The sequence below is a fragment of the Celerinatantimonas diazotrophica genome, from assembly GCF_004339545.1.
Taxonomy (GTDB): domain Bacteria; phylum Pseudomonadota; class Gammaproteobacteria; order Enterobacterales; family Celerinatantimonadaceae; genus Celerinatantimonas; species Celerinatantimonas diazotrophica.
In genome coordinates this window covers 18,500-31,045 of the sequence record NZ_SMGD01000017.1, presented here as the reverse complement: position 1 = coordinate 31,045, position 12,546 = coordinate 18,500, and the positions used below count along the sequence as shown (strand labels likewise).

General features: G+C 43.9%; 17 protein-coding genes. 2 read left to right on the top strand and 15 right to left on the bottom strand.

Features of this window, described 5'->3' with window-relative positions; all coding sequences use genetic code 11:
* Positions 1-5: 5 nt before the first annotated feature.
* Positions 6-908, bottom strand: coding sequence for an N-acetylmuramic acid 6-phosphate etherase (gene murQ, locus EV690_RS15825; protein ID WP_131913993.1), 903 nt, complete (start codon positions 906-908; stop codon positions 6-8).
* Between the two features lie 240 nt (positions 909-1,148).
* On the opposite strand from murQ, the gene EV690_RS15820 reads away from it, so the two are divergent.
* Positions 1,149-1,997: an SIS domain-containing protein gene (locus tag EV690_RS15820; protein ID WP_131913992.1), complete on the top strand. Its 849-nt coding sequence runs from the start codon at positions 1,149-1,151 to the stop codon at positions 1,995-1,997.
* A gap of 57 nt (positions 1,998-2,054) precedes the next feature.
* On the opposite strand, the gene EV690_RS15815 is transcribed toward EV690_RS15820, so the two are convergent.
* The 6 genes from EV690_RS15815 to EV690_RS15790 all read right to left on the bottom strand — a co-directional run bounded on the left by EV690_RS15815 (position 2,055) and on the right by EV690_RS15790 (position 5,324).
* Positions 2,055-2,519 carry a GNAT family N-acetyltransferase gene (locus tag EV690_RS15815; RefSeq protein WP_165872784.1) on the bottom strand — a complete coding sequence of 155 codons (465 nt, stop codon included), beginning with the start codon at positions 2,517-2,519 and terminating at the stop codon, positions 2,055-2,057.
* 135 nt (positions 2,520-2,654) lie between these two features.
* Positions 2,655-3,014 (bottom strand): MmcQ/YjbR family DNA-binding protein, encoded by a 360-nt coding sequence (locus EV690_RS15810; protein WP_131913990.1) that lies wholly within the window; start codon positions 3,012-3,014, stop codon positions 2,655-2,657.
* Positions 3,015-3,167: 153 nt separating this feature from the next.
* Positions 3,168-3,575 (bottom strand): GNAT family N-acetyltransferase, encoded by a 408-nt coding sequence (locus tag EV690_RS15805; protein ID WP_131913989.1) that lies wholly within the window; start codon positions 3,573-3,575, stop codon positions 3,168-3,170.
* An 86-nt stretch (positions 3,576-3,661) separates the two neighbouring features.
* Positions 3,662-4,081, bottom strand: coding sequence for a DinB family protein (locus EV690_RS15800; protein ID WP_131913988.1), 420 nt, complete (start codon positions 4,079-4,081; stop codon positions 3,662-3,664).
* 85 nt (positions 4,082-4,166) lie between these two features.
* On the bottom strand, positions 4,167-4,808 hold the full coding sequence (locus EV690_RS15795; protein ID WP_131913987.1) for a LysE family translocator: 642 nt from the start codon (positions 4,806-4,808) through the stop codon (positions 4,167-4,169).
* 81 nt (positions 4,809-4,889) lie between these two features.
* The gene (locus tag EV690_RS15790) at positions 4,890-5,324 is read right to left on the bottom strand and encodes a GNAT family N-acetyltransferase (protein ID WP_131913986.1); all 435 of its coding nucleotides are present in this window, start codon (positions 5,322-5,324) and stop codon (positions 4,890-4,892) included.
* 238 nt (positions 5,325-5,562) lie between these two features.
* Between EV690_RS15790 and EV690_RS15785 the strand changes: the two genes are divergently transcribed.
* On the top strand, positions 5,563-6,207 hold the full coding sequence (locus EV690_RS15785; protein ID WP_131914151.1) for a MarC family protein: 645 nt from the start codon (positions 5,563-5,565) through the stop codon (positions 6,205-6,207).
* Between the two features lie 344 nt (positions 6,208-6,551).
* On the opposite strand, the gene EV690_RS15780 is transcribed toward EV690_RS15785, so the two are convergent.
* The 8 genes from EV690_RS15780 to EV690_RS15745 all read right to left on the bottom strand — a co-directional run bounded on the left by EV690_RS15780 (position 6,552) and on the right by EV690_RS15745 (position 12,544).
* Positions 6,552-6,947: a hypothetical protein gene (locus EV690_RS15780; protein ID WP_131913985.1), complete on the bottom strand. Its 396-nt coding sequence runs from the start codon at positions 6,945-6,947 to the stop codon at positions 6,552-6,554.
* Between the two features lie 290 nt (positions 6,948-7,237).
* Positions 7,238-7,594, bottom strand: coding sequence for a 2OG-Fe(II) oxygenase family protein (locus EV690_RS15775; RefSeq protein WP_131913984.1), 357 nt, complete (start codon positions 7,592-7,594; stop codon positions 7,238-7,240).
* A 99-nt stretch (positions 7,595-7,693) separates the two neighbouring features.
* The gene (locus EV690_RS15770; RefSeq protein WP_131913983.1) at positions 7,694-8,638 is read right to left on the bottom strand and encodes a D-2-hydroxyacid dehydrogenase family protein; all 945 of its coding nucleotides are present in this window, start codon (positions 8,636-8,638) and stop codon (positions 7,694-7,696) included.
* A gap of 93 nt (positions 8,639-8,731) precedes the next feature.
* On the bottom strand, positions 8,732-9,370 hold the full coding sequence (locus EV690_RS15765) for a VOC family protein (protein WP_131913982.1): 639 nt from the start codon (positions 9,368-9,370) through the stop codon (positions 8,732-8,734).
* A 153-nt stretch (positions 9,371-9,523) separates the two neighbouring features.
* On the bottom strand, positions 9,524-9,808 hold the full coding sequence (locus tag EV690_RS15760; RefSeq protein WP_131913981.1) for a hypothetical protein: 285 nt from the start codon (positions 9,806-9,808) through the stop codon (positions 9,524-9,526).
* 281 nt (positions 9,809-10,089) lie between these two features.
* Positions 10,090-11,022, bottom strand: a complete 933-nt coding sequence (locus tag EV690_RS15755) for an AEC family transporter (protein WP_131913980.1) — start codon at positions 11,020-11,022, stop codon at positions 10,090-10,092.
* Between the two features lie 152 nt (positions 11,023-11,174).
* Positions 11,175-11,690 carry an NUDIX hydrolase gene (locus tag EV690_RS15750; protein WP_131913979.1) on the bottom strand — a complete coding sequence of 172 codons (516 nt, stop codon included), beginning with the start codon at positions 11,688-11,690 and terminating at the stop codon, positions 11,175-11,177.
* Between the two features lie 98 nt (positions 11,691-11,788).
* Positions 11,789-12,544, bottom strand: a complete 756-nt coding sequence (locus tag EV690_RS15745; RefSeq protein ID WP_131913978.1) for a HesA/MoeB/ThiF family protein — start codon at positions 12,542-12,544, stop codon at positions 11,789-11,791.
* Between the last annotated feature and the right edge of the window lie 2 nt (positions 12,545-12,546).

Below are 12,546 nucleotides of genomic sequence, written 5' to 3'. Positions count from 1 at the left end.
AGAGTTTATTCGTCGTTAAGCGCAGCGCGAATAAATCCATTATGCTGCTGTAATTTGCTGGCGGCTTGCTGAGCATCCAACCCTGAGAGAATCATCAAAATTGCGGTTTTGCAGTGACGATTACAAGCATTAAGCGCGGCCTTGGCATCTTCAGCAGAAGAGCCTGTAGCTTCCATGACAATATTGACCTGGCGTTGAATCAGCTTGGCATTCGAGGCTTCGACATCGACCATTAAATTACTAAATACTTTACCGCTGCGAATCATCGCACCGGTGGTCAGCATGTTGAGAACCAGTTTCTGTGCCGTGCCCGCTTTCATGCGCGAAGACCCCGTTACGACTTCCGGCCCCACAACTGGCAGAATCGCGATTTTCGCAACATCAGCCATCGGACATTCCTGATTACAAGCAACAGCCACCGTCATCGCCTCAATCTTGTTCGCATAAGCCAACCCCTCTAGCACATAAGGCGTGCGGCCACTCGCAGCGATCCCTACAACCACATCACGTGCACTCAAATGAAGCGATTGCAGATCAGACTTAGCGAGTTCACGATTATCCTCGGCATTTTCCACAGCATTCAATATCGCCGGATGCCCACCAGCAATCAGTCCGATCACCTGTTCATGCGACGTACCATAAGTAGGCGGGCACTCACTGGCATCCAGAATACCCAATCGGCCAGATGTGCCAGCCCCCATATAGATCAAGCGTCCACCTTCAGCGAAAGCTCGGGTAATTTCATCAACAGCCAGAGCAATTTGCGCAAGTACCGCTTTGACCGCCAGAGCGACTTTCTGATCTTCTTGATTGATGACTTCTAACATCGCCAGCGTCGATAAGGTATCAATCTCGACACTCGCCGGATTACGGCTTTCGGTGACCAGACGGCTTAAATCAATGCTCATAACTGCATCTCTTGGGAAAATGGGACTAAGAGCGATTCTATGGAATAAAATATTCTATTTAGGTGACAACTATCACACTTGAAGCTATTCTTAAGAGCGCTAAATTCTGGAATAATAGCGATTATGGGAAGGAAAAATGGTGCATTTACCATTGAAAATAACTGTTATTTTAATTAGTTGTTTATATTTATTGTTATTTCTCAAATGGAATAATTTATTTCATTTGCATGGGGTTCTCACATGACTGTCGTCCATAAAATTGTCTCAAAACGGACTCTATTATCGAAAAGTGGTCGCCAAATTGGCGATTGGATTGTGGAGCACCCGCTGCAAGCTGCCCAGTTAACCAGCCAAGAGTTGGCACAAACGGTACACGTCAGCCAGTCGAGTATTGTGAAATTTACCCAGCGATTAGGCTATAAAGGATATAGTGCATTTAAACTAGCATTAACTGAAGAGATTGGTCGTAAGCAAGCCATGCAAAGCACACCGTTACATCACGATATTCTTGTCGACGATCCGCTGGCAGTGATTGCTCAGAAACTCGTGAAAGCCAAAACCGAGGCCATGTTCCACACCACTAATGCACTCTCGATACAAGCATGCCATCAAGCGGTTCAGTGGTTAAATGACGCTCGCCGCGTCCAGATTGTCGGTATTGGCGGTTCGGCGCTAACGGCCAAAGACCTCAGTTATAAATTGCTCAAACTCGGCATCACGACGCTCGTCGAACAGGACAGCCACGTGCAAATAGCGGTGGCCCGCACACTGACAGAACAAGATGTACAAATAGCTATCTCTTTTTCTGGCGATCGTAAAGAGATATTAGTGGCCGCCGAAGCGGCACAAGAACAAGGTGCGAAAGTCATTGCTCTGACCTCACTGGCTAAAAGTCGGCTCAGACAGATGGCAGACATGACATTCGATACCATCGCAGATGAAACCGAGCACCGTAGTTCAGCCATTGCGTCACGCACGGCTCAAAATGTCATTACCGATTTACTATTCATTATTCTTGTTCAACTTCGGGATGAAAGCGCAAGAGAAATGATCAGCAATATCTCTTCGGATATCAGTTTAATTTTGTAACTTAGGCACAGCAAAAATAGGTTCAAATTAACGCAGTTCTTATGTTAACGACAGCATTCATGGTTGGTAGCTCATGGTTATTTCTTTACCATCACGAGAGATGGCGGTGAAGCCCGCACGAGAATAAGCATCTAAAGCAGATTTATTTTCTTCATAAACAGTTAAAACTAAACTAGACCGTTTATGTTGTATCAGCTGAGACTTTGCCTCAGACAACAATCCTTGACCAACTCCGTTGCCTTGAAATTCAGCTCTCACATACATTTGTACAATTAAAAACTGATTGCCTTCGGTTGTGATGAGCCCACACAAACCGATTAAAATATTATCTCTATATGCCCCAATCATGATATTTTCAGGACTCGCGCTTTTAATCTGGCTTTCGAAAAACAATTCAGGTTGATTAAGCTCATCGTCATAATTCGATCCGTAATACTCTGGATATAATTTCAAACTTTCCAACCTGATATGACGATAAGATAAAGCATCGTCACTTTTTAAACGTCTATAGCTGAAAGTCATTTTCGCTCCCCGGAACATAACCGTTGTTGATCGCCCATAGATATATTTGCTAACAGCTAAATGAGGTCACTGACCATTCCTTTATGAATAGACTTTTTACTTGGGAAGTGACGATAATTACAGCTTCAAACCACTCTAAAGCAACCCCAATTCTATTTGCTGGTGCTTGCTCAAGCCTTCCGATACAATCCGATAAGACTCTGATAGATAATATTTTAAATCATCATCCAAGGGTCCTGATGTTTCCACTTGTTGGATCCATTTCAAGCCTCGGCTGGCAAAATACGGTGCAGGAATATAGCCTTCATACTCACGTAGAAATTCAAAGTTCAATGCCGAGGTTTTAAACGTAAACGCTGGCTCACCGGTTTTACTCCGCGTGCCAATGGCAAAGACTTTACCGCCAATTTTCCAAACATCTGAGTTGCCCCACTGAACCACATGAGTGGTGGCGGGCAGAGCACGACAAAATTGATTAAATTCGTTGTGATCCATTATTTATTTCCTGAAAACTGCTCGCATAGTTTAAAACCGAACGGCTGACCTGAACTTAACGCGCCACAACGCAAAGCTCTAACGTAGCAAATGACCGTTAAAGATGACACCATCGCCACAGACACATAGACGCGAAATATGTCTTCGTTCAGTTTATAAAATGCGCATTGACATGCCACATGACTGGGGCATTTCAGCTTTCTTAAATCCGAACTTCGCATAAAATTCAGGCGTGCCATGGTCAGCCATTAAGCTTATATAGGCAGTCTTCGGCGCATTCTCCTTAAGCCAATTAACTAGGTGTTCCATGATCATTCGACCAACACCGTCACTTTGATGCGCAGGTAATACCGCTATATCGGTTATTTCAAAGAAACAACCGCCATCGCCGATAATTCGGCCTATCCCCACTTTTTGCTCAGCGCAATAAACAGTCACACCATATATCGTATTGGGTAACGCTATTGCAGCGGCTTCTTCAGATTTTCGCGACAAGCCTGCCGCAAGTCGAATTTCGATATATTCCTTAACCGATGGAATCTCAGCTTTCACTTGGTACATATTGATCCTTTGAAACAAAACGCAATATCAGTGGCTATCGGCAAACATCAACAAAACAGATGCCCAACCCCCACGGATGACGAATGTTAAGCCCACTGACTTGATTGAGGCATTTCTAAGCCCAACCCATAGACTAATCGTATCATTTGACCTTCGTGCATCACCTCATGCTCGTAAAGACTGGCCAGTAGCTTTTCTGTACTTTCAGACCAATGAACATCACAGAGGACGCGATCAAATCTAGCTTGGGTTTCCTGCAACGCTCTTTCGTAGTTGGATTGATCACTGTCGTCTGCTAAAGAGCAATGAAACCCCTGCCACTGGCCTGCCAATAATGCCCTAAAATAACTTTCACGAGCACCGATAATACACCAAAGGTGCTCTTCTACACTTTTAGACTTGGGCACATCTAGCTTTGAACAAAATTGCTCTTGCGTTAAAGACTTCGCCAGTTCATTTAGAACATTAAAACGATCTTTCATGTTTCTGATGATAATTTCTCTCATATTCACCTACATCAATGCCGTTGTACTCAGCACGAAAATTGCGCGCCACCACGAGCCATTTATCCGTTATAGCACTTGATTTGCTTCATGCTGAATTGCGACTAAAGGCAGACCATAATAAGCCTAAGCCAGATAGCGTAAACATCCCAGAGGCAAAACGGTCAACCCAATGACCAATTTTCTGATAAGCATTCATCACACCATCAAGAGAAAACAACACTGAATACAAAGCATTGACCAGAAAACCAACCAACATACATACGAACACCGCTGAAATTAAAAAGAATACATCGCTGCTTGCCCCCATCCCGACAGATAATGCGACCATCCAGGCAATGATCGTTTTAGGGTTAGATGAATTCAAAATAAAGCCTCGCATAAACCATTTGAAATAACTTGTTTCTTTAGCCTCACTTTGCAAGATGGTCACTTTTGAGTTAAAAGATGACTTAAACGAAAGGTACGCTAACCACAAAAGATAAATGCCTCCAATAATTTTGAGCAGCATTAGCAGATAGACCGAACCTTGTAAAATGACCCCGAATCCACTTGCGGCAACTACCCCCCACAACAAAAGTCCCATCGAAAGCCCTGCACCATACACAAGACTTACTTTTCTACCTTTGCGCATAGCGATGGTTGCATTGGATATAGTTGCAGGCCCTGGCGAAACCGCCACAAAGAAGAACGCAAAACCTATTGAAATTAAAGACCAAATATCAGCCATAATTGTTCCTTTGCAATTAAAACTAACAAAGAATTTACACTATAATTACCAAGCAGTGCAGCATTTAAATTGCCACGACCATTAACGGTTGTTTGAGAGGCCAACGATTGAAAAATGATGGCTGGCAATTTTGAAGCTTTCACGAAAATAGAATTTATGCGCCGAAAAACGCTGAACACCCGAATCTAAATGAATTTGCTCACAGCCATTTGCTATGGCATACGCTTTAAACCAATTGATCAAAAAATTCCCCACCCCTCGTGAACGGAACTCGCTGTTCGTCACTAAATCGTCGATGTAAACATATTTACCCCACGCCAGCTTTTCACCAACATTGAAACCGGCAACAGCCAGTATCCCTTCAGACGATTTAACATAGACGACTTGGTATCCCTGCGCCCGCTGTTTTTCGATTTGCGCAGACAATGAATCTAGATTGTAATTTGGCCGAAGTTGCAACAACACCGCCAAGACTGATTGATAATCAGCGTTTTTCTCTAAGAATTGGACTCGCATATTTTCTCCATTTTTAGCCGTTAACCTCACTAGAATCGAGCTATAAAGCCATCCCAATGCAGCTATTTGGCAAAATCGCAACATTCAACGGACCAGACTTTAGCAAACATCTCAAGTTCATATTGAGCAATAAATTAGCAAATACCACCCCACAAATGCGAATACATTTATAGACAAATCACTATAAAACATGGTACCTACTTCATCTATCAATCAAATAAAGCGAATTCCGCTCATGATGCACAATATAACGACGATGGCTATCACTGTCTTTATGGGATTTTTTGCCATGATGAATCCTATCGCGAATACCGCCGTATTCATTGGAATGACTGCTAACCAAAATCAGCAGCAGCGGAAAAAAACGACGATTAAAGCATTGGTCACGGCTTTTGTGATCATCACCGCTTTCTGTTTGCTGGGAAAAGGGATCTTCGAAGTCTTTGGCATTACCTTGCCTGCATTACGACTTTCTGGTGGTATTTTAGTATTTATCGTTGGTTATCAGATGTTACATGGAAGCGCTTCTAAGCTTCACTCTCATTCAACAAACACGCCTGATGCTGACAAAGATATTGCCATCTCGCCTTTAGCACTGCCTATTCTGGCTGGGCCCGGCACCATTGCCACCGCGATGAACTACTCAGCATCTGGACAAATGCTGCATATTGTTATCACCATTGTTGCCTTTGCTTTACTGTGCCTCATTACTTTCGTTTGCTTTTTGTATGGCGCCAAATTGATTGAAAAATTAGGCGAAGCGGGGGTTAGTATTACAACCCGATTAATGGGCCTGATCCTAACCATCATCGGCGCTCAGATGTTCATACAAGGCGTCCACGATGCATATATACTCTTTCAGAGTTCAAATATCAGCAGCTAACGACGGCCCGCCAACGGGTAGTATAAAACTGCAACCAGAAATGCTGGTTGCAGTTTTATATCATGTTCGTCAATCCAACTGGGGTAAACGCTGGCCCATGAGCAATGCGAAGTTTTTCAGGACTTTCTCATCCAGCGCTGGCTCGTTCGAGTCGTCGGATCACATATTAAGCGGTAAAATTTAAATCGAAAGCTTGACAGCAAGAGCATCCTGACGGCGTCAGAATTTTCGCGACTTATCGGCAGATAAGTGGGCCTGGGCCATGAAGTTCAGGGAGAAGGTAAACAAGACAGAGGAATTCCTCTGCACCAACGGCTCAGAGGAGACTGAAACCTAAACGGTTATCAGAGGTTGTTTTCCAGATATTCGCGAATTGCTAGATCATTGAAAACACAATTGTGGTTGCCACCAAAACCGACTTCGATAGAGAAAACACCATCAGCAATGCTCATATTTTTGTTTTCTTCTGCGTTATCAGTCAGATTTTTAATATGCAGGGTTTTAATCTGAGCGATGATCTCTTCTTTGGCATCTGGATCTGCTGCCAAGGTCTGAAAAGCTGATCTGACACGGTGCAAGGCGTAAGTTGGTACAAATTTAATCTCGTCGGCACTTGTGAAGCTGTCCCAGTCGAAGCTCACATCAATGTCTGCTGCCAGAGCCTGCTTAACGTCGTTTTTAAACTCCACTACGTGCTCTTCTTCGATAGAGCGCATCAATTTCTTTTCTTGTAAACCCATATCGTACGTCTCTCGTTATTGGCCTTTTAAGCCTGATTATCAATCATATCGGCCTCTCTCGGGAGATCGGATGCCGAATTAAAAGCCTAAAAAACATATCTGTTACTTAATAAAGACGCTAGGAAAAACAATATTTTAATCAATTTTTGTGATTTATATCACATATTTTAATATTAACCACTAAATCAGTGTGACATCATGAACAACGCTTCCAGCAAAGGCAATGAGGCATGGGCAAAAATACCGTGCAAAGTCGTAAGAGCACCATATAAGAACCCCGCTGCTCGAGGCTATTTTAGGCCTCGAACCCAGCCGATACTCAGCAGGTAACGATTACCGGAAGTCACCGGAGTGACTGAATGTTCACTAATATCGGGCCGGAAAAACTTGATTCGATTAGTACAGTAAATCGGAGTTTCGCAAATAAATTGGCCGCCGGACTTGGCGTGCTTGAGAACAATATTGAGCCGGTAATGCCGACCACTTTGCACATCATCGGTGTGAGTTGGAACCTCACCCCCCTCAGGGAACTTGAGCAAATACAGATCAAATTTGATAGGCCATAAAGCACGAGCCAAAAGCATTTTTTCATAGCCGCTCTTTTGACGACCTTTCTGCCATATAAAAAGCTTGCTAAACATACTCATCGTCCTCTTTGCTATTTAACGCCTTTGTTAAGAACGGCAAAAATAGGCAATATTCTGTTTCAGCACATTCCTGATTGCCGATTTCATCGTGGCTGATATTTATACGGTCCTCTGTTCGAAAGCTAAAATATTCTCAAATGCTATTTTGAAGTACAGCTCGTAACTGTTTTGTTCTACATACCCTAGATGGGGTGTAGCGGTAACGTTGGCTAACGAAAGCAACGGTTCATTAGCCAACGATGCTGGCTCATCATCAAACACATCTACAGCGGCGCGTTTCGTTGGAACCACGAGAAGCTCATTATAAAGTGCTGAGGTCTCGACCAGCTCTGAACGACTGATATTTAGAAATAGCGAATCTGGTTTCATTAGGCTTAAATCTTGTGCTGTCACACATCCCCGCGTTACGTCATTAAGACGCAAGTGAAGCGATACAATATCTGCATTCGAAAAGAACGCTTGCTTGGAAGCCGCCGCTTCAAAGCCATGTTCAAGGGCGAGTTTTCGAGACGCTTCACTCCCCCAAACCACCACTGACATTTCGAAGGCTTTTGCGTATTGGGCAATGCGTTGCCCGATTTTACCGTAACCCCAAATACCTAGCTTTAAACCCTTCAAAGTGCGACCTAATCCAAGCTTGCCTGAGTTTTGCCATTGGTTATTTTGAAGGTTAGAAACATAGGTCGGGATATGACGACTGGCGGCCATGAGCAGCGCCCAGCACAACTCAGAAGGAGCAACTGGGGAACCACGACCTTCGAGGACTTTAACACCGTATCTCTCACACAGTGAGACATCAATGTGATTACTAACTTTACCCGTCTGACTGATCACTTTAAGAGATGGCAATTGGGAAAGTAGCGATTCAGTAATAACGGTACGCTCGCGGATTAACACGAGTGCTTCGGTGTATTTGAGCTTAGCAACTAACTCGGCTTCCGTGAGGGGCTTATTCAGAACCGTTACATCATGACCTGACAGGCACGCAAAGCAATCTAAAGTTTTAACCACGTCCTGATAGTCATCTAAAATTGTTATTTTCACTCACTCATCCTTATGGTTATAAGGCGAATCTCTTAGGCTAAAAAACAGCGCGCGCCGGCTCCTCGTTCGTAACCACTTGTTACATTGACATGGCTACCAATGGATAATTAATGGTAAAACTGGGCGCAAGTCTTTTGCTAACCCACAACGGCCATGATCAAGCGTAAGTATCATCATGTGTTCAGCACCAAGCTCAAGCTCAAGTCTATCAGCCGATTGTAATGTGCTCAGTGTCTCTGACATTTTCTTGAGCGGGATAGATATCCGCACACGACTAATGGACTTAAATGTTCCTATTTCTGCAATTCTGGTAACTGGAGCAATAAAAGGCACATAAATAGATAAAGGCTCTTCCAATATTGCAGAATTATCGCCAACATGGAATGCATTGGGCGGCTCAAAATAATCGGGTTGATATGTCCAACCGCTATACGGCCTATCTAATTCAGAACCACAAGTTCGAGTCAAAACGATGCCAAATGGCGATGCATTTTCTTTTTGTATCCGTTCAGGAAATCTCAAATTTCTAGCGGGACCATGCTTAGCTTCTTCGCTATCACGAACATATAGTATTTCAAGCATTCCATTAGAAAACACAAATCGACGATTTGCAGTCCCCTGCCCCGGATGGTCTCGACTAAAGCTTTCATCAAGCCCCATAGAGACTAAGAGGTCACCCGCTTCTTTAGGGTGTTTGGTCAGGATAAAAACGTGATCTAACTCTAAATCCACTTCACTTTCCCACTTTTAGACATGGCACTACTATAACCGTCCATGAGAGCATCAACACCGAAATCACCAAAAGCGTTTCAAACCCAGCATGCCAGACTTTATATACACCTATTAAAATTGCTGATCCGTGTTTTCAATGAATTCAAATGTCTCTTATTGATTTAGTTTTTTATTTTCATAAGCAGTTCGAAATTCAAAAACCATGGCAAATAGCTCAGGCAAAGTCTCGACCATGGCGGCTCCCCAATCTCTATTTAAATCAAGGGGGCTCAGCTCATATGTTAAAGATGAATGAGCGTTAAGTTCTTCAACCATACCTTGCACTCCCACGAGTTCCCAACTTAATTTCTCATTTATACTGGATCTGATGTCATAAGCTGTGAGGGTACTTTCAATGCACTTAATTAAATTTAAACCTTTCTCAATTAGTTCATCCATAAAAGAGACTCTTTATTTTCACAGACACATAACGTTAAGTTGAGTGGCAAATGCCACGTGAGAGCTTCCTTGCAAAGTACCACTTGCAAATTCCGATCAACTTTCAATGGTACGGGACAGTCTAGACACATTGTTAGCCTTTCAGGCTTGCTTGATCGATTGGCTGACAGTGGTGTATAAGAAAATCGGCGACTAGGTGGCAACAATTGATGGTCAAACGCTGCAAGTTCATACCATCAATGTGGCATCATCGTTAACACTTCAGGCAAGGTGCTAGAGAGTTAAATTCCCCCCAAAGAAGCCGTCCCTAATTGATGAATAACCCATAGCCAAAAGGGCCAAGCCAGTATGCTCAACCAGCAGCTCAGTAAAATGGCTGAACTGACCGTTGGGGCATCGCCACCATTACTGCGAACCACGACATAGGCGTTAATGCCAACTGGACCACTTGCCATCACCACCAGCACAGACGTAATCCGTATAGGCATCGCAAAAACAAAATGGCTCAACACTAAGACCAAAAATGGCAGGATGAGCAACTTTCCCACCAGAATTAAGACAACTTGCCATTTCCCGTGCTTAAAACTGATATCAGCAAGCGATGCCCCCATGACGATCAAAGCACACGGCAAAGCGGCTCTGGCGCCCATACTTAACGTATTAATGAGCATTTTTGGTAATGAAATATGAATGAGATTCGCAATAAGACCTAGCAACAGGCTAACCACGATTGGATTTTTCAGTGGTTTCATTAAAACGCTGAGCTGTATTTTGCCTTCATTTCCTAATGAATCGGCAAAATAATAAAGTGAAAAGAGTATTAAGCTATGAAATGCAACGATCGGGAATAAATAAGAAAGAGCCTGTTCACCAAATAGGTTACTGACTACGGGTACACCAACATAAACAAGGTTTGAAAATGCCCCGGCTAAGGCAATTGGAGCCCGTTCTTTTTGCTTACTTTGCACAAAATATAAAAACCAGAAAAGCAGCAACAAAGCGATGTAAAACGATAACAAAATTCCCCAGGACTGCTGTCCCGGTAACCCGTGGCGATACATTCCAAGAAATAACAGACAAGGGACCAATACTCGCGCGGTCAATGCATTCACGCCTTTTGACCAACCAACCGGCAGATAGCGATTAGTTTTAGCAAACCCCCAACCTATAATCGCCAAAATAAATAATGGCATGATAAGTGGCAAAATAGACACAAAGTTCCTTTTAATTCGGCAATGAAAACAACACTGAACGGGCCTAATAGCCACCTAGCGGTCATTCATGAATTTGTGATAAAACAGACTATTTACTGAGCTTTCAGATAACTTGACTCACGAGCCTTAAACCATTCATTGTATGAATCGAATTAATCAGCGAGAGCTAACAAGGTCCGGTAAAAAGCTGCAACTGTTTTACTGTCGATGACAGCCCCGGAACGAATTTGCTCGGTTAAATCACGCTGATTGAAACGCTGCATCTCAATAATTTCATCTTCATCAGGATTGGCCGAAACCACCGATAATTCTTGAGCAAGAAACAGATGTTGCACCTCATTACAAAATCCAGGTGCAGGTAACATGGTTCCTAGATTTTGCCAATGCTGCGCGGCTAAACCAACCTCTTCGGCTAACTCACGTTTCGCACATTCAAGCGGATCTTCCCCACGCTCCATCGTGCCAGCCGGAAACTCCAACAACCAACGATCCACCGCCGCCCGATATTGTCTTTCTAGAACAAACTCCCCTTGCCCCCCAATTGGCACAATCACCACCGCACCGGGATGTTCCATACGGGTCACTTCTCGCTCACATCCGTCAGGGTAACGTTGTAACGATTGGCAAATCGAAAAATGGCTCCAACTAAATAATTTTTCACCACTCATAAGGCAAAGTCCTCCATGCAAGCTAAACGAGTCATTGTAACCAGTAGCCACTATAACGGCTCATAGAGACGTCGACTAGCCTCGGTAGTCGACATTTATTATTGAGAACATTGACAGTTAGGCCGTTTTTGCATCTGAAGATGAAACCACTCACCACTTAAGCCATCAAAGCTGCTGAATCGACCAACGGCTGCAGACTCAATTTGGCATATCATTTTAATGCACTCCAGCGCCTGCAGCGAGCCTATCACCCCGACCAATGGCCCCAACACTCCGGCAGTCGAACAATTAAGAACGGCATCACTGGCTTGCGGAAATAAACATCGATAGCAAGGGCTATCGGGTTGGCGAAAATCAAACACCATCAGTTGCCCATCAAAGGCAACCGCAGCACCGCTGACTAACGGCACTTTTAATTTTTGACAAGTATCACTGAGCGCATAGCGGGTCTGAATATTGTCAGAGCAATCTAGCACCACATCAGCTTGCATGACTTCCATCTGCAGAATCTGCTCACTTAAGCGGCGCTGTACAGGTCGAATATGGATATCATGATTCAGTGCCTGCAATCGATCTCGGGCAGCATTCACTTTACTCTGCCCCAATTGTTTTTCGCTGTAGACAATTTGGCGCTGCAGGTTTGATTCACTGACAATGTCATCATCGGCTAACACCAACTTGCCAACCCCAGCTCCCGCTAAATACAATCCAGCGGGCGCGCCGAGCCCGCCCATCCCCACAATCAAAACAGATGCATTGGCTAATTTAAGCTGTCCGGCTTCTCCCACCTGAGCCAATAACAGATGACGACTATATCGCTTGAGCTGAGCATCCGTTAATTGTGAGTCGCCCATGA